The following is a 22,007-nucleotide window of genomic DNA, read 5'->3' as shown; positions in this document are numbered from 1 at the left end:
TAACAAGCCAAATCACAGCCACAAAAAAGCCGACACAAGGCCGGCTTTCATTTCTTCACTCACATCCAGCATGCTAAACCTGAGTGATATCTATCTGCCATTTAGAACAACTTGTCTGCTACTGCGTAAAGGTCTTTACGCACTGGACGTTTCATGTTTTCAATCGCATCGATGATGTCGTGGTGAACCATTTGTTCGTTCTGAATGCCCACACAACGGCCACCTTCGCCTTGTAGCAGAAGATCAACCGAGTAAGCACCCATGCGTGACGCTAGGATACGGTCGAAGGCTGTTGGCTGACCACCACGTTGAATGTGACCCAAAACCGTCGCGCGTGTTTCACGGCCAGTTTGGTCTTCAATGTATTTAGCCAGTTCATTTGCATCTGTCATCAATTCAGTCAGTGCAACGATAGCGTGTTTTTTACCTTTCGCGATACCTTCATTGATTTTCTCAATCAAAGCTTCTTTATCTAGGCCTGTTTCAGGTGTGATGATGTACTCACAGCCACCCGCAATCGCAGACATTAGCGTAAGATCACCACAGTGACGACCCATCACTTCAACAATAGAAATACGTTGGTGAGAAGATGATGTGTCACGTAGACGGTCAATCGCGTCAATAACAGTATTAAGTGCTGTTAAGTAACCGATAGTGTAATCCGTACCCGCTACGTCGTTATCGATCGTGCCAGGAATACCGATACATGGGTAACCCATTTCAGTTAGCTTCTTCGCACCCATGTACGAACCATCACCACCGATAACAACCAAGGCGTCGATACCGTGTAGTTTCAAGTTCTCAATAGCTTGCTCACGTACTTTGACATCTTTGAACTCAGGAAATCGTGCTGAGCCTAAGAATGTACCGCCTTTGTTGATCACATCAGACACGCTAGTACGCGTTAATTGCTCGATACGGTTTTGGTGAAGGCCTTGGTAGCCGTCGTAAATACCGAATACTTCTAGGCCTTCCGATAGCGCTGCACGAACAACACCGCGAACCGCTGCATTCATACCAGGTGCGTCACCACCACTGGTCAAAACACCAATCTTCTTAATCATGGTTACCCTCTGACTTTGGGAATTGAAAAATCAAATCCAGACACGAGTTACCGAGGTTCCCCCTCTCGGCACCATAGGATGAATCCTATGCTCGCGAAAACTGTAACTTTCCTACTAATGTAGGAGTATTACAATCTTGATAAAAAAATTCGTTGATTCACATCACGATCGCTTGTGACTTCACATTATTCAACAAGCCGTATACAAGGCGTAATATGAAAAACTTCACCGCGTAAGAAACACCGCCATGAAGAGGTAGACATCTGTTTGTAGCGTTCATTGCTACCAAATATGCACAATTTTTGGGTGATAACCGTGGGCTAAGGTGAATTGTCGTCCATGATAATCCCAGCAAATTGTGAGCTGCAAAGTGGTGCAAGGCTACCTTGCGTATTGGTTTACTCTTGTAGTTTAGCAACCAATAATTTGCTTAGTCGGGAGTATAGCTGTTTTGCGACGAAAATTAATAACAAAAATGTTTTGATATGTTGAAAAAATGAAAAAGCCGTAGCGGTAACTACGGCTTTTATAACGGATTTATCGGCGCTTCAATCAGTTCGATTTTGCATCACGGTGAGCATCACACTTCGCCATACGCTCACTTTGCAATTCTTGCAGCTTGGTCTTTTGCTCTGCGGTCAAGATATTCAACATGTCGTGACGATTTTTCAGCATAGCGACACGGTGATCCAGCTGCTGCTCTGACATTTGCTGTGCTAGTTGACGTACTTCGGCTTCGTTGAAGCTATCAGCCAGTAGCAGTTGCTGCATTTGTTGATGGGATGCTCGGCGTGCATCACGGTTATCGCTGTTAGCTTGGCGTTGTTCGCGGTGGCTTTCACGCAGTGTTTTCATTTGCGCTTTCTGCTCACTGGTCAGATCCAATTCACGGAACATTTTTTTGCCGCCATCCATACCGCAACCGCCTTTACCACCGTGATGACCTTTACCACCACCGTAAGCCATTGCTGATGCAGAGCCCAGCGCTAAAGGAAGTACGATTGCCATGGCTAAGGTTTTCTTAAAGCTTTTCATTTGTCTTCTCCAGATATGCCGTTCTCGGTATGCATTAATAATAACTCGCGCAAGGTAAAGCGCTGTCTTTCTAACGTAAAGCTGCGTAAATCCAGATCAGAGAACTTGGCTGTTAAGGAGGCTTTAGAGATACTAAGGTTAGGCACTTTATTGTTTGTTGAGTGTTTGCTTACTATTTTGACCTGCAGGACACTGCTTCAGAGAAGGCTGATAACAATGGCAAAAATTCTACTGGTTGATGACGATACGGAACTGACCTCCCTACTCACCGATATTCTAGAACTGGAAGGCTTTGAGGTGTGTGAAGCCAATAATGGTGAAGAGGGGCTCGCAAAAGTGGATGACAGCATAGATCTCATTTTGCTGGATGTCATGATGCCTAAACTCAACGGCACAGAGATGCTACGCCGCTTGCGAGAGAATTACGCCATTCCTGTCATGATGCTCACCGCCAAAGGGGAAGAGATTGATAGGGTTATTGGGTTAGAGCTTGGCGCTGATGATTACCTCCCTAAGCCGTTTAGCGATCGGGAGCTGTTAGCCCGTATGCGTGCTATTTTGCGCCGCACCCAAACCAGCACCAATGCCACACAAGTGCAGTCTGATTGCTTACGTAGCCAAGGCATTGAGGTCTACCCAGGCCGCCAAGAAGTGATCTGTCAGGGACAATTGATAGAGATGACAGGCACGGAGCTGGCCTTATTGAGCTACTTAATCCAGCATCCGGGGAAAATCATAGCCAAAGAAGAACTCAGTCTAGAAGTACTCGGCAAACGCTTGGCACCTTTTGATCGTGCTATTGATATGCACGTATCGAATTTACGTAAAAAACTCCCCGAGCGCGAAGATGGTAAAGCACGGATTAAAACCTTGCGTGGTAAAGGCTACTTATTGGTCGATGACCAATAACAACGTACTGTCACCCTATAGCAACGTCCTACGCCTCCCCGTTCAGGCTCACTCATGAGAAAAGGTAACTGCATGCGTCGACCATTATTTTCCAGCTTATACGGCCGTATCTTTGCCGTATTTTGGTTAACGCTATTTTTAGTCGTTATTACACTCCTGCTCTTGCCCAATCTCGATCCTAGAGCGCAGCACACGATTCCCGAGCCACAGATTTTTAAATTGAATCAAACGGCAGAGCGAATATCCAACCGCATCAGTGCCATGCCCGGTGAGCTAAACCGTAAACTTAACAGCATTACACGCCATGATCGTCATGATGGTGCACGGGTTTACTTCACTACCCTTGATGGCGAAGTCATTGCACCACACGGCCGTAATAAAGCATTACGCAATTTCGTGACCATTGCCGATAGCCCCGAGGCTCCCCGACAAAAACTCTATGGCCGCTGGATGATGGCCGGGCCTTTTGCCATTAGCGATAACAATCAGCAAGCTTTAATGTATGTCGGACGTTTTTGGCGTGAGAAACCGCCCTTTTTCATTCAAATATTAGACAAGCCGTTCCAGCTACTCTTGTTGACCATGCTGGTGAGCACTCCCTTATTACTCTGGCTCGCCTGGGCCATCAGTCGTCCAGCCCGCCGTTTACAGCAAGCCGCTGAACGCGTGGCAACAGGCCAGTTTTCCCCGGATCCCAAACTAGAACAAGGCTCAGTCGAATTTCAGCAAGCTGGTGCTAGCTTCAACCAAATGGTGCAGGCGATCAATCAAATGATTGGTGGCCAACAACGCTTGCTATCCGACATCTCACATGAGCTACGCTCGCCACTCACTCGCTTACGTATGGCCACCGCACTCGCACAACGCAAACAAGGGGAAAGCAAAGAACTATCACGTATCGATACGGAAGCTGAACGCTTAGAGCAAATGATCAGTGAACTACTAGAACTATCGCGAATGCAGGTCAATAGCCACCAACAGCGTGAAACGTCAGATGCCCATTCATTGTGGTTCGAGATGTTAGAAGATGCCCAGTTTGAAGCAGAGCAATGCCAGAAAACACTGAGCTACAATCCACTGCAAGCATGGCCGATCAGCGGCAACCCGAACCTGTTAATCAGTGCGGTTGAGAATGTGGTGCGTAACGCGATTAAGTACGGCGATAACGTGATTCAAGTCCAGATAGTCCCCGTTGAGCACCAGTTAATGATCACCGTAGATGACAACGGTGAAGGCGTACCAGACGATGAACTCAATGACATCTTCAGGCCTTTCTATCGAGTCTCAACTGCGCGTGATCGCAGCAGTGGCGGTACGGGCTTAGGGCTCGCAATTACAGAAAGTGCGATTCGTCAGCATAGCGGCACGATAGTCGCAAGCCGTAGTCCACTGGGTGGATTACGTATGAGCATTACCTTACCGCTGAACACTTAGCACACTAGAGCACAGAAGAAATTAGAACAGCGTGGGTGATATTCGTTACAATAGGCTCAGTTTATCTTTGCAGACCGAAGTGATTATGTTTGATATTGCGTTATACGAGCCTGAAATTGCCCCAAACACTGGCAACATTATTCGCCTGTGCGCTAACTGTGGTGCCAACTTACACCTGATTGAACCACTTGGGTTTGATTTAGAAGAGAAAAAACTGCGTCGTGCAGGTTTGGATTATCACGATCTTGCCCACGTCCATCGCCATAAAGACTTTGCCGCATTTATGGAAGCCATTGGTGAGCGTCGTATTTTTGCGTGTACGACAAAGACCACAAACTTCCATACCAACGCCCAGTTTACTAAAGGCGATGTATTACTGTTTGGCCCTGAAACGCGCGGCCTGCCCGCCGATCTAATTGAAAGCTTACCGCTAGAACAGCGCCTGCGTATTCCTATGCACCCAGACAGCCGTAGCCTAAACCTCTCCAATGCTGCTGCTATCATTGGCTATGAAGCATGGCGCCAGCTGGGTTTTGAAGGCGCAATGTAAGCAACAATCTTCACTGACCGTACAATAAAAAAGCAGCCTATGGCTGCTTTTTCTATTTCGGTGGCAGGGTTTAAATAACAATAAGATAAATCTTAAATGCCATCACCCGCAGTAAAAGTTTGCGAACTGCCGTTAAATTGCTGATCCATGTCCATAGCAGGTTTTTCGGTGCTTGGTCGACCCACGACTTTTGCAGGTACACCCGCAACGGTTGTGTGTGGTGGCACTGCATTCAATACAACAGAGCAAGAACCTATCTTCGCCCCTTCACCCACTTCGATGTTACCCAAGACTTTCGCACCCGCACCTATCATCACCCCTTCTCGGATCTTAGGATGACGATCACCGCCGGCTTTGCCTGTACCGCCCAAGGTCACGTCTTGCAAGATAGAGACATCATTTTCAACCACGGCTGTTTCACCAATCACAATCCCTGTTGCATGGTCAAACATAATACCCTGGCCAATTTTCGCCGCTGGGTGCACATCAACCTGGCAGGTTACCGAGATCTGGTTTTGCAAATATACAGCCAAGGCAACACGGTTCTGTTTCCACAACCAGTTAGCCACACGGTAGCCTTGCAGAGCATGAAAACCTTTAAGATATAAAAGTGGTACTGAATACATACCAACAGCAGGATCACGCTCGACGACCGCGCGAATATCACAAGCCGCAGATTCAGTGATCATACAATCAGCAGCATAAGCTTCTTCGATCACTTCACGTACCGCCATCGCAGGCATTGAGGGTGTTGCCAGTTTATTCGCGAGAATATAGCTCAGTGCCGCCCCTAAATTATCATGTTTGATAATCGTGGCATGATAGAAACTGGCTAACATAGGTTCTTGCTCTGACTGATCTCTCGCTTCCTGCTTGACCGATTGCCAAAGACTATATTGCTTACACTCCTTCACATCACCCTCTGCTGTTTTCTTATTTGAAATGAGCCAACAACGCATTCCATTCGTTATCTTGGGCTGTGAGATAGCAAGATAACGAATGAATTTAGTCACACTTTATAGCTCTAACTGTAACGTGCTCTGAAAAAAAAACAACGCGAGCCATAAGCTCGCGTTATAAATATCAGCCAATTGTAACTACCCAGTAAATACTCGATAGCACTTAGTCACTGACATTATTCATCTTTTTTCTCGCGTGCGAGTAAATCTTTCGCCGCTTCACGGGCATCTTTACCTTGGTATAGCACCTGATAAATTTGCTCAGTAATTGGCATTTCAACCTGATGGCGCTCCGCTAACACCCAAACTTCTTTGGTATTACGGTAACCTTCAACCACTTGACCAATCACTTCTTGTGCACCGTCTACCGTTTGACCTTCACCCAAGGCAAGACCAAAACGGCGATTACGTGATTGGTTATCGGTACAGGTTAAGACTAAATCACCCAAGCCAGCCATGCCCATAAAGGTTTCAGGCTGAGCACCAAGCGCAGCACCTAAACGGCACATTTCCGCTAAACCACGGGTAATAAGTGCAGTACGGGCATTGGCACCAAAGCCGATACCATCAGACATACCTGCGCCAATCGCAATCACATTTTTAACAGCACCACCAAGTTGCATGCCGATAAAATCAGTATTGCTATAAACGCGGAATGACTTACTACAGTGAATTTTTTCTTGCAGATCGCTTACAAACTCAGGGTCTGGCGATGAGACTGCAATCGCTGTTGGCATACCCGCCGCCAACTCTTTCGCAAACGTAGGGCCAGACAACACAGCAAGCGGGACTTGATCGCCCAGTGCATCTTGCGCGACATCTTTCAACAGACGTCCCGTTTCTGGCTCTAAGCCTTTGGTTGCCCAGCAAATACGTGAATCTTCACGTAAATGAGGCTTCACTTGCGTCAGCACATCACCAAAAACATGGCTCGGCACTACCACTAATAAGTCACGGCTCGCAGCAACGGCTTGTGCTAAATCCGAGGTCAAAATTAATGACTCAGGAAAAGCAACACCGGGCAAGAAAGCCTCGTTAGCACGATCAATTTCGAGCTGTGCAATATGTTCAGGCTCATGGCCCCACAGCACCACATTGGCACCTGATCGTGCCAAAGCAATCGCGAGTGAGGTACCGTATGAACCGGCACCTAACACTGTCATGCTAACGTTTTGTTTCGCATTCTGATTCATATCAACTTCGCGCATTGATTACGCTTCAGCGTTCTCTTGGTTCGCTTCAGCTTGGTTTTGTAGGTAGTTCATGAACAAAGCGTCAAAGTTAACTGGCGCTAGGTTCAGTTGAGGGAACGTACCTTTAACCACTAGGCTTGAAATTGTTTCACGCGCGTATGGGAATAGGATGTTCGGGCAGAATGCACCTAGGCAATGTGCAAGTTGTGGTGCTTCCATACCGTCAACAGAGAAGATACCGCCTTGCTGAACTTCACATAGGAATGCTGTGTCTTCTGCGTTTTTAACCGTAACAGTTAGGCGAAGAACAACTTCAAATACACCTTCACCTAGCTCACGGCTTTGCGTATCAAGATCCAGTTTTACATCTGGGTTCCATTCTTTTTGGAACATGTCTGGCGAGTTAGGCGCTTCAAAAGAAACGTCTTTTAGAAAGATACGTTGGATTTGGAAGTTTTGTTGCGCTTCGTTAGTTGCTGCTTCAGCCATGTTGATATCCTTTTATTTACCGTGTTCATCTAGTGATGAAATAAAACATGTTACCGAGCCGATGTTCTCACCATCCACTCGGCAAAAATTTTGACAGTTGAAACTTATTTTTTGCCCTTGCTACGAATAAGCGGCAAGTTACCTTCGTTCCAAGAGATCAAACCATCCTTTAATACGCTGACGTTTTCAAAACCAGCTTTATTAAGTTCATTTGCACTATCTGGCGCAGTTTGACCTGTCTTACATACCACAATGATTGGGGCAGCTTTGTACTTTTCAAGCTCAGCAAAGTTATGTTCTTTAATTTGGCTCGGTAAAATGTGATGTGCGCCCGCAATATGACCTTGGCGGTACTCGTCACGTGAACGAATATCGACAACCACACCATTTTCACGGTTCATTAGTGCCGTTGCTTGGGTTGGGGTAACAATTTGGTAGCCTGCGGTTTTTTGCTTCACAAACGATGTGATGATCGCGACAACCAGACCAATCCACACTAAAGATAAAATTGGGTTGCCTGTCAGAAATTCAATGTATTGTTGCATGGCCTTCGCTCTACTCTCGCTTAATCCTTAGCCCATAATTGGCGCTAAGCTCATATAAAAACGTACATACTTCTTGTCAGAGTGAATACTACTTATGCCACTAAACTCAGTCGGCAAGCAATACTCTGCGGCAAGGTGCATGTCCGTAACAAAGAAACCGAGTATACCCACGTTGCCTGCCAAGTACAGCGACAGACAGATAATCCGTGTGATAACTCACTTGCTATTATAAGAGCTAACCTATCGTTGAAATAGTAAAAAACAATGGAAAAAGACTTACCTTCTCCCTCATAAATGAATATATTTTACGGAAACACTAACAATTTATTTACAGCATTGTTTGATCTTACCCTACAGTTTTCGGGTGGAGTTGTAGTAAAATTACCAACATTCAAAACTCATGACGTTAATTACTTTGAAAAAATCAAAGCGTTAAGGTGATTAGTTTTGATTTTTCACTTATGACATACAAGAGGACAGCTTATGTCTGCTAAGAAGCCATTGGCTCTAGTGATTCTAGATGGTTGGGGTTACCGCGAAGACGCGCAAAACAACGCGATCGCAAACGCAAAAACACCGGTAATGGATGGCCTAATTGCAAATGAAGCGAACACGCTGATTTCTGCATCAGGTATGGATGTGGGTTTGCCAGATGGTCAAATGGGTAACTCTGAAGTAGGTCACACCAACATTGGTGCGGGCCGCGTGGTTTACCAAGATCTGACTCGTATCACTAAATCTATTGCTGACGGCGACTTCTTTGAAACAGAAGCGCTAGTCAATGCAATGGATAAAGCAATCCAAGCAGGCAAAGCTGTTCATATCATGGGCCTAATGTCACCAGGTGGTGTTCACAGCCATGAAGACCACATTGCAGCCGCTATCGAGATGGCAGCAAAACGTGGTGCTGAAAAGATTTACCTACACTGCTTCCTAGACGGTCGTGATACACCGCCACGCAGCGCACAAGCATCCCTTGAGCGTTTCGATGCCCTATTTGCTGAGCTAGGCAAAGGCCGTACCGCATCGCTGGTTGGTCGCTACTACGCAATGGACCGCGATAACAACTGGGATCGCGTAGAAGTTGCTTACAACCTACTGACTCAAGCAAACGCTGAGTTCACAACAGCAACAGCAGTTGAAGGCTTAGAAGCTGCATACGCTCGTGATGAAAACGATGAGTTCGTTAAAGCAACTGAAATCCGTGCTGAAGGCCAAGCGTCTGCAGCTATGGAAGACGGTGATGCTGTTATCTTCATGAACTACCGTGCTGACCGTGCGCGCCAAATCACGCGTACTTTCCTAACAGATTTCGCTGGTTTTGAACGTGCGACGTTCCCTGCCGTGGATTTTGTAATGCTGACTCAATACGCTGCTGATATTGATCTTGCTGCAGCATTCCCACCAGCAAGCCTAGAAAACACTCTAGGTGAGTGGCTATCGAAGAAAGGTAAAAAACAGCTACGTATCTCTGAAACAGAGAAATACGCGCACGTCACTTTCTTCTTTAACGGTGGTGTAGAAGACGAGTTTGACGGTGAGTCTCGCTCACTGGTTGCTTCACCAAAAGTAGCAACTTATGATCTTCAACCAGAAATGAGCTCACCTGAGCTAACTGAAAAACTGGTTGCAGCAATCAAATCTGGCGAATTCGATACGATTATTTGTAACTACCCGAATGGCGACATGGTTGGCCACACAGGTGTTTACGATGCAGCCGTTCAAGCCTGTGAAGCATTAGATAGCTGTATTGGTCAGGTTGTTGCGGCTATCCGTGAAATGGATGGTCAGCTGCTGATCACTGCCGACCACGGTAACGCTGAAATGATGATCAACCCAGAGACTGGTGGTGTTCACACAGCACACACCAACCTGCCAGTTCCACTGATCTACGTAGGTAATAAATCTCTGACGCTGAAAGAAGGCGGTAAGCTATCTGACCTTGCACCAACTATGTTGGCAATGTCTGATATCGAAATCCCTGCAGAGATGACTGGTCAGGTGCTGTTTGATCTGAAATAATCAGTCCCATGCGGGATATGATCAAACACCTCACAAAGACCTTCCGCGCCAGTGCTTTATGCACTGGCGCTTTGTTATGTCTGTGCGTTAGCCAATCAGTCTATGCGTCAGGCGATAATCAACTCGATGGCGTAAAACACGAGTTGTCACGCCAGCAAGACCAGCTCCAAGACAAGCAAAAGCGCTATGTCGCATTGCAAAATGAACTCAAGCAACGCGAACTCACCATTGCCAATGCAACCAAGAAGATCCATCAGGCTGAAAATAAACTAAAAGCACTCATCGCCTCGATCGCTAAGCTCAACCAAGAACAGCAAAATCTTCAGCAACAGCGCCTTGGTCAACAAGAAATGCTACGCGAGCTGATCAATACCCAATATCGCCAAGGTGAAGATAGCCAACTAGCTAACCTGCTGAGTGGTGAAGATAGCCATACTTTAGATCGCTATACCGTGTACGCAGAGCGGATCAGCAAAGCCCGTATTGACGCCCTTACCGCATTAAGTGCTATCGATACTGAGCTGCAATTGAAGAAACATGAATTAGCTCAGCAACGTCAACAACAGCAAGCCTTGATCAGTGAACTGCAAGCAGAAAATGAAAAGCGAACCAAAGAGCAAACCAAACGTAAACGTACCTTAGCGGGCATTAAAGGCCAAATGAGCAACGATCGTAGCTACATTAACGAACTCAAAGTTAATGAACGCCGCTTAATCAAAGAAATTGCGAAGGCAAAACTGGAAGCTGAACGCGCGGCTCGCCAAGCCCCAATGGATGGCTTAGCCAAGCACCGTGGAAAATTACCTTGGCCTGTCAAAGGCAGCGTCCTACACAATTACGGCACCAAACAGCAAGGCGAATTACGCTGGAAAGGCATGGTGATCAACAAAGCCAGTGGCAGCAAAGTCAACGCTGTCTATCCTGGTAAAGTCATTTTTGCTGATTGGTTGCGGGGCTATGGTTTGATGCTTGCCATCGATCATGGCAAGGGTGACATGACCTTCTACGGGTACAACCAAACCTTGCTGAAAAAAGTGGGGGATAACGTGCAAGCTAACGAAGCCATTGCATTAGTGGGTGACAGTGGTGGCCAAGAGCAATCAGGGTTATATTTTGAAATTCGCCGCAAAGGCACGCCAACTAACCCGAGAACCTGGCTCAAAAAATAACGTCAACATCAACTAGGTGAAGCATGCAAAGGATCGCAACTTCCACGCTAGGAGTACTTTGTTTACTCCTCTCCCCCTTTACAATCGCGGCTAAACTAGCGATTGTGATTGATGATCTTGGCTACAATCCGATGCCCGCAACCTTATCAACGCTGCCTTCTCAAGTCAGTCTCTCTATTTTACCTGATACCCCATTTGATATTGCCACCGCTGAGTTGGCCTATCAGCAACAGCGTGATGTGTTACTGCATATGCCGATGCAACCACAAGGCGTTGCACCACTCGAACCCAGTACCCTGACTCAGCAGATGTCAGAAGATACCTTCAAACAAACCTTACGCCACGCACTATTGCGAGTACCGCATGCTGTTGCGATTAATAACCACATGGGCAGCGCCTTAACCCAAGATGTTACCCGTATGGACTGGGTAATGACGGTATTAAATGAACAAGGTTTGGGGTTTCTCGATAGCCGCACCAGTGTGCACAGTGTGGCAGAAAAACGAGCACGTACACACCAACTTCCGACTTTACGTCGCCATGTTTTCCTCGATCACTTTCGCACCCAAGCGTTTGTCACTCAACAATTAAACGTAGCAGTGAAACGTGCTCAACGTTATGGCTATGCCGTGGCGATTGGCCACCCTTATCCCATCACTCTAACAACCTTGCAGCAGCAACTTCCCTTACTCGACACCGACGTTGAGTTGGTGCCGCTATCAGCCTTGTTTTAAGCTATTTTTACGCGATATCTTGACGTTCTTGATCCATATAGTGGGTTTCAAGTTGCAATACCCGCTCACGACCTTTATCCGTAGTTAACGGACGAACAATGCTGAGTACTTGAAGGACACCTTGGTAGATCACCGCTTTGGTGATCTTTGCACCTGGTGCTTGAGTGGTTTGGTAGCAAATCCAGCTTGAAGCCACTAACTTTAAAGTATTGGTTAAGCTCAATAGCTCTTTGTCATCTAAATCCAGCAGCCCACCTTGCTTAAAACTTTCCATCAAGGCCATCATGTTTTGATGTAAATTTTCCTGAGCTGCCATATACTTACCTTGCAAACCCTCATCGCGGCGCAAGATATCAGGCAAGTTGGCATAGAAGAAACGGTAACGCCACATCAGCATAAAGACCGCATCTAGGTACTGTAATAAACTCTCGGCAGTAGCATCAAATTCAGCTTGCGGTTGAAAGCGGATCCGCAAATCACTGGCGTATTCATCAAAAATACTGTGTATAATCTCTTCTTTATTACGAAAATGATAATAGAGATTGCCAGGGCTAATGCCCAAATGCGCAGCAATATGGTTGGTAGTTACATTGGACTCACCGCGCTCGTTAAAAAGCTCTAGCGCAGCCATGATGATTCGATCTCGGGTCTTCATTTGTCTTCACTTCCTTCGCACTTAGGCTCTCTGTTGATGTTATCATAAGATAGACAGAATTCTTGTACGGTGGCGACATCGCGGCCGTAAGATCAACGTTTTAGCAATAGGACTACTCATGATTATTGTAACTGGCGGCGCCGGCATGATCGGCAGCAACATCGTAAAACACCTAAATGAACAAGGCCGTAACGACATTTTAGTTGTCGATAACCTTAAAGATGGCACCAAATTCGCCAACTTAGTTGATCTTGATATCGCTGATTACATGGACAAAGAAGACTTCATCACGCAAATCATGGCGGGTGACGAGTTTGGTCCAATTGACGCTATTTTCCACGAAGGTGCGTGTTCAGCGACCACTGAGTGGGATGGCAAATACATGATGCTAAACAACTACGAGTACTCAAAAGAGCTACTTCACTACTGTTTAGAGCGTCAAATTCCATTCCTATACGCTTCATCTGCTGCCACTTACGGTGGTCGTGATCATGACTTCATCGAAGAAAAAGCGTACGAAGGTGCACTGAACGTTTACGGTTACTCGAAACAACAGTTCGACAACTACGTACGTCGTGTATGGCAAGATGCTGAAGAGCACGGCGAAAAACTGTCACAAGTAACAGGCTTCCGTTACTTCAACGTTTACGGTCCGCGTGAACAGCACAAAGGTAGCATGGCATCCGTTGCTTTCCACCTGAACAGCCAAATCAACAAAGGTGAAAACGCTAAGTTATTCGCAGGCTCTGAAACCTTCCAGCGTGATTTCGTCTATGTGGGCGATGTCGCTAAAATGAACCTATGGTTCTTAGAAAACGGCGTATCAGGTATCTTCAACTGTGGTACAGGTAATGCCGAATCGTTCCAAGCGGTAGCTGATGCCGTGATCAAACACCACGGTAAAGGCGGCGTAGAAACCGTGCCTTTCCCTGAGCATCTAAAAGGTCGTTACCAAACTTATACCCAAGCGGATCTGACTAAAGTTCGCGCGGCAGGCTACAACGAACCTTTCAAATCTGTTGCTGAAGGCGTTGCGGAGTACATGGCGCTTATTAATAAGTAACCGTCGACACCAATTCTGTATAGCTAACTGAAATAAGTTAGCTATACCTAACAATGTTTAGATTATGAGCGCAAAGACTTATAACCCCAAATTTAAACTGCACTTTTTACATCCTAAACATTGGGGTGTATGGATTGGTGTGTTTTTTGCGACGCTATTAGCCTTCGTACCTTATCGCCTACGCGATAAATTGGCGGTAGGCTTGGCTAAGGTCGCAATTAAAATAAATAGCAGTGCTAAAAAACGCGCTGTTATTAATTTGCAAGAATGTTTCCCAGAATTAACCCCACAGCAGCGTGATGACATCTTAGCCGAGACCTACGTAAACGCAGCCTGCAATATATTAAGCTTTGCGACCTTACTGGTACGTAGTCGCCACTATGTTGAGAAACGCTCTGCCTTTCATGGTGAAGCGCAACTGATGGCAGACATCGAACAAGGCAAAAATGTGATTTTATTAGTGCCACACACCTGGGCAATTGACTACCCTGGGGTTATTTTTGCCTCACGAGGCATGCATGTGGCCGCTATGATGAAAAAGCAACGCAACGAAGTCATTGACTGGCTGATGAATGTCCAACGCCTCAAATATGGTGGCCGCACCCACGAACGCAGTGATGGCATCAAACCCTTCATTAAATCGATTCGTGACGGCTACCTCGGCTATTACCTGCCCGATCAAGACCACGGCCCTGCCAACAGTGTCTTTGTTCCTTTCTTTGGCACGCAAAAAGCTACACTGGCTGGGCTAGGTAAACTCGCTCGTTTGAGCAAAGCGAAAGTGATCCCTGTACTGCCTTATTACGATCGCAGTACAGGCACTTACACCATCGAAGTACAACCTGAGTTATCAGACTTCCCGAGCAATGATGAACACATTGATGCCAGAAAAATGAATGAGCGTATCGAATCTTTTGTCCATCGCCACCCTGCACAATATATGTGGATACTGAATCTGCTACGCTCGCATCCCGATGGCTCACAAAGGTATTAACAATTCGATGAATACGAACAACGCCGTATTACACATCTGCCTTTCTGACGGCTGGGGCGGCTTAGAGATGTACCCTATTCGTACCGGTAAAGCGCTGCTAGAACAAAATTGGCAAGTGCTGGGACTGTGCCTGAAAGGCACCCGTGTCGCGCAGGGTATGAAAGAGGCTGGTATGAGCATTTTTGAAATAGACTCGAAATGGGATCTTTTCAAAAAAATCACCACGGTACACGCGTGGCTTAAAGAGCACAATACCAAACTGATCCATGCCCATAAGTCTGGCGATCTTGTTTTTGCTGCGCTACTCGATACCATCGCCAGCTACCGTATTATTTTCACTGAACACATGGGGGTTACTCGCCCCAAAAAAGACCTTTACCACAAGTGGGTCTACAGTCATGTTGATCAAATACTGTCAATCAGCGACGAAACTAAAGCGCGTAATTTAAAAGCACTCCCAGTACCTGCGGATAAAATTCAGCGCCTCTGGCTAGGCACTGAGATCACGCCGCCGATTACCGATACTCAGCTAATCAGTAATATTCGACAGGAGCTGTCCATACCTCCTGATGCAAAAGTCATAGGCACACTTGGCCGAATTGGTTCGGGAAAAGGTCAACTTGAGCTATTAGAAGCTTTCATTCAATTAAAAGCCAATGGTGAACATCCTGATGTCCACCTATTGATTGTTGGTGGACTAAGCAAAGATGAAGGCTCAAATGAAGACGTGGTACAAAAACTACAATCGCTGACCAAACAGCACCAGTTGGAAGAATTTGTCCATTTCAGTGGCTTCCGCCGCGATACCAAAAACATGCTAGCCACCATGGATATCGTCGCCATACTATCGCACAACGAAGCCTTTGGCCTGACGGTTATTGAAGCCATGGCTGCGGGTAAGTTAATCTTAGGATCTAATACAGGCGCGATTCCGGAGATCTTAGGAGAAGGGTATCCGTTCACAGTAAACCCACATTCAAGTACTGACATCGCCTCTCAATTCAAAGCAATGACTATTGAACCTAATCAATATGAAGATTATTTGTTAGCGCGTGCAACGAAACATTTCAGTTTAAAGCAACATCAGTATGCATTATGTAATATCTATCGACATTCAGGGATAAGAAAATAAATGAGCTTAGTAAAGTCATTAAAGGTCAATCAGATAACCAGTATTGTTGTTGCAGCCTTTCCTATTTTATGTCTCTCCTATGGAAAAGGTTATAATTTAGCCGCAATTTTATTATTCTTAACCTCTCTGTGTCTGTTATTTGTCAAATCAGAAGAAAAAACCAACCTACAAATACTGAAAGACAGCCGAGTTCAGATGATAATTTCAGCATTTGTATTGTATTTTTCGTTATTTGTTTTATCTATGATAATGAAAAATGGTGATTTTTCAGAAGTAGATATGCCAAGTAGAGTGATATTATCAATTCCAGTATTACTCGCGGCTATCAAGCACCCACCTAAGGTAAATTGGGTCCTGAATGGTTTTGTCATAGGTGCAGTCATAGCTGGATGTATCGCGTTAATACACACCGAATATTTAAACCAACACCGTGCATTTTGGGGAAATGACAGTATTTACTGGCTAAAAGGCTATATGGCTATCCAATCGGGTAATATGGCTATGTCGCTTGGTATGATTAGCTTAGTGATTAGTGTGTTTTATTTAAAGTTTAACAAGTATTTTTTAGCTGTTTTTGCCGTAACCGGAGCAATACTAGGTATATTAGGGAGTCTTCTCTCTGGATCTCGTGGTGGCTGGATTTTCCTTCCTATTGCTTTAATTTATCTTATTTATGTAAACCGTGATGTTTTTTCATTAAAGAAGACATCCTTGCTCGTAATCTCTGTATTATTCGTGGGCTATACAGCCATGCACCTCAATCCAGAAGTAACAAGTAGGGTTAGTCAATCAATACAAAATGTACAAGACTATACCTCAAATAAAAACACTTATACTTCAGTTGGCATTCGATTTCAGCTTTGGGAAAGTGCAATTAATTCATTTAGCCACTACCCTGTTTTTGGTGCTGGTTACAAAGAAAGGCTCGTACTAAGGAAAGAATTCGCCGAAAGTGGGGCTATAGAACAAAGCGTTGGGAATAATAACACTCACTCTCACAATCAATATCTTGAAGACTTATCGGTTCGTGGAAGCCTTGGCTTTTTGGCCCTTTTGGGTATCCTTTTTACACCCTTCTACATTTTCAAGAAAAACAATAATAACAGCAATCTAGAAATACAGGCTATCAATCAGTGTGGTATTATCAGCATCATAATGATGCTGGGATATTTGTTATCACAAGCCATGTTCCGACATAACTCTGGCATTATCTTTTACTCAATAGTGACCGTGATTTTTCTAGCCCTTTCAATTAATAATAGTAAAAAATAAACATAGAGGTGGTGACGACCACCTCTAAAGTAAGAGCATAGCTATGATAATAAATATATTACAACTAGCATCTTTTCTCTATATCCAAATAGCGCTGTCAGTTTATTTGATAAAAAAAGTGTATCAGTTAAAGTCACACACACCATCAAATATAAACATACTTGATTTAAAAAACATATTAATTATCACAGCTGTAAATGTTATCTTCCTGAACATGGGGCTGAATTATCTATGCTTGTTACTAACACTCCCTCTTGTTTTAATTTTATGGTCAGATTCCATACTCATTCACTGTTATGGACTTAAGATATCGTTAAAAAACATAAAAGTTTTCATATCTGGTATTGGAACATTCTCAGGTGAAGCTGCAGTTATATTAAACTTCATCGCAAGATTCCAATGGATTACAGCATCCTTAATATTCTCTATTTCATGCTTGTTCGCAATAATAACTAACAACAGTACTCTTATTGCTCTAGCTATAGGTTCTTTGCTCTTTTCTCTCTCTAAATCACGGTTAAAACCACTGTTTGGACTTCCTTGGCTAATCCTTACGGTGCTACTATCCCTAGGGCTACCTTATATTTCAGATATAGCAGCGTTCCATTATTTCATAATAATGGCTGTTGTTGCACACATTTCATATACACTAATCAATGCATTATTCATTGTAAAAAACACCAAGGTTAAATCCATATTCTCAGGTCTTTTGGTTGGCAATGATATAAAAAAACATGCTATCGATGAAAACATTGCACAAATCCAAGCAATTAATAGTAGTGTTAGCTTGCTGACTGATACATCAGCACCACAAAAACAAAACCTAAATATACTTCTTTTTACCGTCGAGTCTTTATCCGAAGAGGCATATAACAACTCACCCTACTCAAAAATGTTGGATGAACACTTCCCTGATAATTTATTGGTTGATAAGGCTTATTCTGTATCACCAAATACAAACCAATCTATCTATCAGTTATACACCAGTTGTTATGGTAATAATTCGAGCTTCATCAACCTACAATCACTGATTCAGCAAGGTTATTCGACTACTTATATCACAACTCAAGAGACCCAGCATTTTGGAATGAATGAACTGCTAAAAAGTGCAGGATTTAACACCATTTATGACCGTTTTTCTTTCCCAACATTTACCAATGACTATGACTTATTAAACCTTGAAGATGAAATAGCAAAAAAACTTCAATCAAATAAAGCATTTATCCATATATCTAACGACCAAACGCATAGTAATTATAAAGTTATTGATAAACAAAAGTTTAATCGCTGTAATAACAGAGAAACTAAAGGTCGATATTTTAATGCTGTTGATGAGTCGCTCTATATCATTAATAAATTATTATTGTCATTAAAAGATAAAGGGGGCTTAGAGAACACCCTTTTGGTGATAACAGGCGATCACGGTCAATCATTTGGTGAACTCGGTTACTATGCGCACTCAAGTGCAACAATCAATCCTCAAGTGAGGGTTCCCTTTAAACTGCATTGCTCTAAACTCGCTAAACACCATGTAGAGCAAATAACACTGCTTGATATTATGCCTACGATCACATACTTACTTGGTCAAGAATATCCGCAGACAAATGTCGATGGTATCAACGTCATCAATAATAAAACGAACTATACACTGCTTTACAGTGATACTCGTGCAGCAAACGCCCCCTCCAATGCCAGTGTCATCATTGATGATATAAAATACTATGTCGATACTATCTATAATCAAAGACTTCTCTTGGACTCAGAAGATAATATAATCACAGATAGTGCTTTAACTGAAAATGACATTGAATCCATTGTTTATCATGCTCTCGACAAGCATGGATTGATATACTAATAAATCGTAGGCTTATCGTGAAAATTCTGATTATTGGCCCTTCGTGGGTGGGCGATATGGTGATGTCACAATCACTGTTTATCTCTTTAAAAAAGCGTCACCCTAACGCGCTGATTGATGTATTGGCTCCCGCTTGGTGCAAACCTATCCTTGAGCGTATGCCTGAAGTTAATCAAGCCATTGAAATGCCAATTGGTCATGGTTCGTTTAACCTAAAAGGCCGCTATCAGCTCGGTAAATCGCTTCGTGAGGCCAAATACACCCACTCGATTATCATGCCAAATTCAGCTAAATCGGCTCTGATCCCGCTATTTGCTAAGATCCCTGTTCGTACGGGTTGGAAAGGCGAATCACGCTACGGCTTACTTAATGACATTCGTACCAATAAAAAAGACTTTGGTCTGGTCATTGAGCGCTACTGTTCACTCGCGTATCCCAAAGCAGCAATGACGCATGGCGATCAAATTCCAGAATTGCCCTACCCTAAACTGGTTGTCGATGACGCAGTGCAAGCCTCTGCGATGGCCAGATTATCTCTGGATACAAAACGCCCTGTGATAGGTATGTGTCCAGGCGCTGAATTTGGCCCCTCTAAGCGTTGGCCTGAGCAATACTTTGCCAAAGTAGCGACCCATTTTATTCAGCAAGGTTATCAAGTTTGGCTGTTTGGCTCTCAAAAAGACGAAGCCGTAACACAGTCGATTGTTGAGCATGTTACCCCTGAACACCAACAGCATTGCCATAGCTTGGCGGGCAAAACCAATTTAATTGAGGCGGTGGATTTGATTGCCGCATGTAAAACTGTCGTGAGTAACGATTCAGGTCTCATGCATATCGCTGCTGCCGTATCCTGTAACGTCGTTGCTGTCTATGGCTCCACATCGCCAGACTATACCCCACCGCTGTCAAAGACAGTTGAAATCGTGCATACCGATATTGATTGCCGACCTTGCTTCAAGCGCGAGTGTCCTTATCAGCATTTGAAGTGCTTAAAAGAATTGCCACCCGAGCAAGTTATTGCGGCGATTAATCGTTTCACGCACTAGCAGGGCTTGCTATCATGGCCAGTTCAAAATAAAAAACATAATTTAATAAGCCGTATTTGAAGAGAAATTCAATGTCTTATAACTCAAACAGTACTCCTATCGCGACTACTCGGGCTAACCCAGCTTCTATTACCTGTATTTTACCGTCCTATAACGAGGCCGAGAATTTACCTGTCGTCATACCGAAAGCGTACGAGTACCTCCTACAATTTGGTAGCGAGATTGAATTTCTTGTTGTCGATGATGGTAGCCGTGATAACACGGTTGAAGTCGCGCAACAACTCGCAGAACAATACCCTGTTTCACTGGTAAAATTCTCACGTAATTTTGGTAAAGAAGCAGCGTTAAGTGCGGGTATTGATCACGCCAACGGCGAAGTGGTTATTATTATGGATGCTGACGGTCAGCACCCATTGAATGTGATCAGTGAATTCATCGAACATTGGCGTAACGGCTACGACATGGTGTACGGCGTGCGCGATTGTCGCCAAAATGAATCTGCTGCAAAGCGCTATTTCACCAAGTGGTATTACCGCATTCTTAATAAGATTGCGGATATTGATATCCACCCAGATGCAGGTGATTTTCGCTTAATGAGCCGCAATGTAGTACTTGCCTTGCGTGATCTGCCAGAGCGTTCACGCATGATGAAAGGCCTCTATGCATGGGTCGGATTCAAGAGCCAGCCCGTTTATTTCCATGTCGATGAACGCCTAAGTGGCATGACAACCTTTGGCTTAAAACAACTGTCATCGCTCGCATTAACCGGCCTGACCGCGTTTAGTAGTGTACCATTACGTGTATGGATGGTAGTGGGTGCTGTCACATCGGGTATCTCTTTTCTTTATGGCCTCGGCATTATTTTTAAAACCCTCTTTTTTGGGGTCGATACCCCGGGTTGGCCAACCATTGCTGCCAGTATCTTCTTCTTAGGCGGCATTCAGTTACTGTCTATCGGCGTATTAGGCGAGTATCTGGCGCGCGTTTTCTCTGAAGTGAAAAAGCGTCCACTCTACATTGTGGAGCAGCATCAGAAACATGATGCCAAGGCGCAACAACCCACGCCCGCAGAGAGCGAATAATGAAAAAAGGTATCATCCTTTGTGCTGATGATTTTGGCATGTCTGACAGCGTCAACCATGCCATTATTGAGTTGATTGAATTAGGTCGACTCTCTGCCACAAGCTGTATGACCACCATGCCAAACTGGCAGAGTGCAGCGAATCTACTCAAAAATAGTCAATCTAGCCAGGCAGCAATAGGCTTACACTTCAACCTCACTGAAGGTGAACACAGCCAGCCTCTCAATCGCTTAATTGTGCAATCGTTATCTGGCAAAATTAATACCGATCATATCGTGATGACACTTCGCCAGCAGCTGGACGCCTTTGAAAATACACTGGGCTATGCGCCGACATTTGTTGATGGCCACCAGCATGTACATGCGTTCCCAAGGATCCGCACAGCTATCATGACAGAGCTACAGCAGCGTTACGGTGACAATCAGCCTTGGGTTCGAGACCCTATCACCCCGCTGACTGGCCATGATTCGCTACTCAAAGCCGTCATCATACGTACACTACAGTTCGGGTTTCGTCATTCCCTGAATAAGCATACTCACACGAACAGCTCTTTTGCTGGCCTGTATTCGTTAACACCTGAAGCTGATTTTCCTGCCATGATGGTCCAATGGCTATCTCAGCTATCCCATGGTGGATTAATCATGTGTCACCCAGCAAGCGAAACAAGTCAAGATGAACACGCACAGGCACGCATTCGTGAGTACCAATACCTCGCCAGTGATCAATTTGGTGACACTCTCGATCAACTGAATATCAACTTGGTTAATCATCCGAGTGATACCACAGCGCCCCACAAAGGATAATC

At 44.7% G+C, this 22,007-nt stretch carries 21 protein-coding genes; 14 read left to right on the top strand and 7 right to left on the bottom strand.

The genetic code is table 11. The features are described 5' to 3' along the window. Positions 1 to 101: 101 nt before the first annotated feature. Positions 102 to 1,064 carry a 6-phosphofructokinase gene (pfkA, locus tag OCU77_RS00945; protein WP_048898851.1) on the bottom strand — a complete coding sequence of 321 codons (963 nt, stop codon included), beginning with the start codon at positions 1,062 to 1,064 and terminating at the stop codon, positions 102 to 104. A gap of 552 nt (positions 1,065 to 1,616) precedes the next feature. After that, a complete protein-coding gene (locus OCU77_RS00940) occupies positions 1,617 to 2,099 on the bottom strand; it encodes a CpxP family protein (protein WP_048898850.1) in 483 nt (160 codons plus the stop codon). A gap of 216 nt (positions 2,100 to 2,315) precedes the next feature. Between OCU77_RS00940 and OCU77_RS00935 the strand changes: the two genes are divergently transcribed. The 3 genes from OCU77_RS00935 (at position 2,316) to trmL (ending at position 4,992) form a co-directional block, all read left to right on the top strand. Next, on the top strand, positions 2,316 to 3,008 hold the full coding sequence (locus OCU77_RS00935; RefSeq protein ID WP_048898849.1) for a response regulator: 693 nt from the start codon (positions 2,316 to 2,318) through the stop codon (positions 3,006 to 3,008). Between the two features lie 72 nt (positions 3,009 to 3,080). Beyond that, positions 3,081 to 4,442 carry an envelope stress sensor histidine kinase CpxA gene (gene cpxA / locus OCU77_RS00930; RefSeq protein ID WP_107302826.1) on the top strand — a complete coding sequence of 454 codons (1,362 nt, stop codon included), beginning with the start codon at positions 3,081 to 3,083 and terminating at the stop codon, positions 4,440 to 4,442. 85 nt (positions 4,443 to 4,527) lie between these two features. Next, on the top strand, positions 4,528 to 4,992 hold the full coding sequence (gene trmL / locus OCU77_RS00925; protein ID WP_048898928.1) for a tRNA (uridine(34)/cytosine(34)/5-carboxymethylaminomethyluridine(34)-2'-O)-methyltransferase TrmL: 465 nt from the start codon (positions 4,528 to 4,530) through the stop codon (positions 4,990 to 4,992). A 92-nt stretch (positions 4,993 to 5,084) separates the two neighbouring features. Here trmL and cysE read toward each other — a convergent pair whose 3' ends face one another. The 4 genes from cysE to OCU77_RS00905 all read right to left on the bottom strand — a co-directional run bounded on the left by cysE (position 5,085) and on the right by OCU77_RS00905 (position 8,178). Further along, complete coding sequence (cysE, locus tag OCU77_RS00920; protein WP_048898927.1) at positions 5,085 to 5,906, bottom strand: serine O-acetyltransferase; 822 nt, start codon at positions 5,904 to 5,906, stop codon at positions 5,085 to 5,087. A 221-nt stretch (positions 5,907 to 6,127) separates the two neighbouring features. Then, complete coding sequence (gene gpsA / locus OCU77_RS00915; protein ID WP_107302844.1) at positions 6,128 to 7,144, bottom strand: NAD(P)H-dependent glycerol-3-phosphate dehydrogenase; 1,017 nt, start codon at positions 7,142 to 7,144, stop codon at positions 6,128 to 6,130. Between the two features lie 18 nt (positions 7,145 to 7,162). Continuing rightward, positions 7,163 to 7,633, bottom strand: coding sequence for a protein-export chaperone SecB (gene secB / locus OCU77_RS00910; RefSeq protein ID WP_048898846.1), 471 nt, complete (start codon positions 7,631 to 7,633; stop codon positions 7,163 to 7,165). Between the two features lie 104 nt (positions 7,634 to 7,737). Beyond that, complete coding sequence (locus tag OCU77_RS00905; protein ID WP_048898845.1) at positions 7,738 to 8,178, bottom strand: rhodanese-like domain-containing protein; 441 nt, start codon at positions 8,176 to 8,178, stop codon at positions 7,738 to 7,740. 483 nt (positions 8,179 to 8,661) lie between these two features. Between OCU77_RS00905 and gpmM the strand changes: the two genes are divergently transcribed. From gpmM to OCU77_RS00890, 3 genes are read left to right on the top strand one after another with little or no spacing between them, the layout of a single operon-like run. Then, the gene (gene gpmM, locus OCU77_RS00900; RefSeq protein ID WP_048898844.1) at positions 8,662 to 10,200 is read left to right on the top strand and encodes a 2,3-bisphosphoglycerate-independent phosphoglycerate mutase; all 1,539 of its coding nucleotides are present in this window, start codon (positions 8,662 to 8,664) and stop codon (positions 10,198 to 10,200) included. 17 nt (positions 10,201 to 10,217) lie between these two features. Further along, complete coding sequence (locus OCU77_RS00895) at positions 10,218 to 11,369, top strand: peptidoglycan DD-metalloendopeptidase family protein (RefSeq protein WP_048898926.1); 1,152 nt, start codon at positions 10,218 to 10,220, stop codon at positions 11,367 to 11,369. A 23-nt stretch (positions 11,370 to 11,392) separates the two neighbouring features. After that, positions 11,393 to 12,103 (top strand): divergent polysaccharide deacetylase family protein, encoded by a 711-nt coding sequence (locus OCU77_RS00890; protein ID WP_107302825.1) that lies wholly within the window; start codon positions 11,393 to 11,395, stop codon positions 12,101 to 12,103. A gap of 7 nt (positions 12,104 to 12,110) precedes the next feature. Here the strand turns inward: OCU77_RS00890 and OCU77_RS00885 are convergent, their stop codons facing one another. Continuing rightward, complete coding sequence (locus tag OCU77_RS00885; RefSeq protein WP_048898843.1) at positions 12,111 to 12,758, bottom strand: TetR/AcrR family transcriptional regulator; 648 nt, start codon at positions 12,756 to 12,758, stop codon at positions 12,111 to 12,113. 118 nt (positions 12,759 to 12,876) lie between these two features. Here OCU77_RS00885 and rfaD point away from each other — a divergent pair, with 118 nt between their 5' ends. The 8 genes from rfaD to OCU77_RS00845 all read left to right on the top strand — a co-directional run bounded on the left by rfaD (position 12,877) and on the right by OCU77_RS00845 (position 22,005). Next, positions 12,877 to 13,821, top strand: a complete 945-nt coding sequence (rfaD, locus tag OCU77_RS00880) for an ADP-glyceromanno-heptose 6-epimerase (protein WP_107302824.1) — start codon at positions 12,877 to 12,879, stop codon at positions 13,819 to 13,821. 64 nt (positions 13,822 to 13,885) lie between these two features. Further along, positions 13,886 to 14,815 carry a lauroyl-Kdo(2)-lipid IV(A) myristoyltransferase gene (gene lpxM / locus OCU77_RS00875; protein WP_107302823.1) on the top strand — a complete coding sequence of 310 codons (930 nt, stop codon included), beginning with the start codon at positions 13,886 to 13,888 and terminating at the stop codon, positions 14,813 to 14,815. Positions 14,816 to 14,822: 7 nt separating this feature from the next. Further along, entirely contained in the window at positions 14,823 to 15,947 is a 1,125-nt protein-coding gene (locus OCU77_RS00870) for a glycosyltransferase family 4 protein (protein WP_239685960.1), read from the top strand. Then, complete coding sequence (locus OCU77_RS00865; protein ID WP_048898842.1) at positions 15,948 to 17,219, top strand: O-antigen ligase family protein; 1,272 nt, start codon at positions 15,948 to 15,950, stop codon at positions 17,217 to 17,219. A gap of 43 nt (positions 17,220 to 17,262) precedes the next feature. Next, entirely contained in the window at positions 17,263 to 19,074 is a 1,812-nt protein-coding gene (locus OCU77_RS00860) for a sulfatase-like hydrolase/transferase (protein WP_084711784.1), read from the top strand. 17 nt (positions 19,075 to 19,091) lie between these two features. Further along, positions 19,092 to 20,120, top strand: a complete 1,029-nt coding sequence (waaF, locus tag OCU77_RS00855) for a lipopolysaccharide heptosyltransferase II (RefSeq protein WP_048898840.1) — start codon at positions 19,092 to 19,094, stop codon at positions 20,118 to 20,120. A 71-nt stretch (positions 20,121 to 20,191) separates the two neighbouring features. Beyond that, the gene (locus OCU77_RS00850) at positions 20,192 to 21,202 is read left to right on the top strand and encodes a glycosyltransferase family 2 protein (RefSeq protein ID WP_048898839.1); all 1,011 of its coding nucleotides are present in this window, start codon (positions 20,192 to 20,194) and stop codon (positions 21,200 to 21,202) included. Continuing rightward, a complete protein-coding gene (locus OCU77_RS00845) occupies positions 21,202 to 22,005 on the top strand; it encodes a ChbG/HpnK family deacetylase (protein WP_107302822.1) in 804 nt (267 codons plus the stop codon). Before OCU77_RS00850 ends, OCU77_RS00845 begins: the two co-directional genes overlap by 1 nt. Positions 22,006 to 22,007: the final 2 nt, after the last annotated feature.

It is taken from the genome of Photobacterium swingsii, from assembly GCF_024346715.1.
Lineage (GTDB): Bacteria > Pseudomonadota > Gammaproteobacteria > Enterobacterales > Vibrionaceae > Photobacterium > Photobacterium swingsii.
The sequence above is the reverse complement of the archived record's forward strand: the minus strand, read 5'-3'. Positions and strand labels throughout refer to the sequence as shown.

Bases quoted from the DNA above. Each gene is read 5' to 3' on its own strand.
- pfkA (WP_048898851.1), bottom strand. From the start codon at position 1,064: ATGATTAAGAAGATTGGTGTTTTGACCAGTGGTGGTGACGCACCTGGT.
- OCU77_RS00940 (WP_048898850.1), bottom strand. From the start codon at position 2,099: ATGAAAAGCTTTAAGAAAACCTTAGCCATGGCAATCGTACTTCCTTTA.
- OCU77_RS00935 (WP_048898849.1), top strand. From the start codon at position 2,316: ATGGCAAAAATTCTACTGGTTGATGACGATACGGAACTGACCTCCCTA.
- cpxA (WP_107302826.1), top strand. From the start codon at position 3,081: ATGCGTCGACCATTATTTTCCAGCTTATACGGCCGTATCTTTGCCGTA.
- trmL (WP_048898928.1), top strand. From the start codon at position 4,528: ATGTTTGATATTGCGTTATACGAGCCTGAAATTGCCCCAAACACTGGC.
- gpsA (WP_107302844.1), bottom strand. From the start codon at position 7,144: ATGAATCAGAATGCGAAACAAAACGTTAGCATGACAGTGTTAGGTGCC.
- secB (WP_048898846.1), bottom strand. From the start codon at position 7,633: ATGGCTGAAGCAGCAACTAACGAAGCGCAACAAAACTTCCAAATCCAA.
- OCU77_RS00905 (WP_048898845.1), bottom strand. From the start codon at position 8,178: ATGCAACAATACATTGAATTTCTGACAGGCAACCCAATTTTATCTTTA.
- gpmM (WP_048898844.1), top strand. From the start codon at position 8,662: ATGTCTGCTAAGAAGCCATTGGCTCTAGTGATTCTAGATGGTTGGGGT.
- OCU77_RS00895 (WP_048898926.1), top strand. From the start codon at position 10,218: ATGATCAAACACCTCACAAAGACCTTCCGCGCCAGTGCTTTATGCACT.
- OCU77_RS00890 (WP_107302825.1), top strand. From the start codon at position 11,393: ATGCAAAGGATCGCAACTTCCACGCTAGGAGTACTTTGTTTACTCCTC.
- OCU77_RS00885 (WP_048898843.1), bottom strand. From the start codon at position 12,758: ATGAAGACCCGAGATCGAATCATCATGGCTGCGCTAGAGCTTTTTAAC.
- rfaD (WP_107302824.1), top strand. From the start codon at position 12,877: ATGATTATTGTAACTGGCGGCGCCGGCATGATCGGCAGCAACATCGTA.
- lpxM (WP_107302823.1), top strand. From the start codon at position 13,886: ATGAGCGCAAAGACTTATAACCCCAAATTTAAACTGCACTTTTTACAT.
- OCU77_RS00870 (WP_239685960.1), top strand. From the start codon at position 14,823: ATGAATACGAACAACGCCGTATTACACATCTGCCTTTCTGACGGCTGG.
- OCU77_RS00865 (WP_048898842.1), top strand. From the start codon at position 15,948: ATGAGCTTAGTAAAGTCATTAAAGGTCAATCAGATAACCAGTATTGTT.
- OCU77_RS00860 (WP_084711784.1), top strand. From the start codon at position 17,263: ATGATAATAAATATATTACAACTAGCATCTTTTCTCTATATCCAAATA.
- OCU77_RS00850 (WP_048898839.1), top strand. From the start codon at position 20,192: ATGTCTTATAACTCAAACAGTACTCCTATCGCGACTACTCGGGCTAAC.
- OCU77_RS00845 (WP_107302822.1), top strand. From the start codon at position 21,202: ATGAAAAAAGGTATCATCCTTTGTGCTGATGATTTTGGCATGTCTGAC.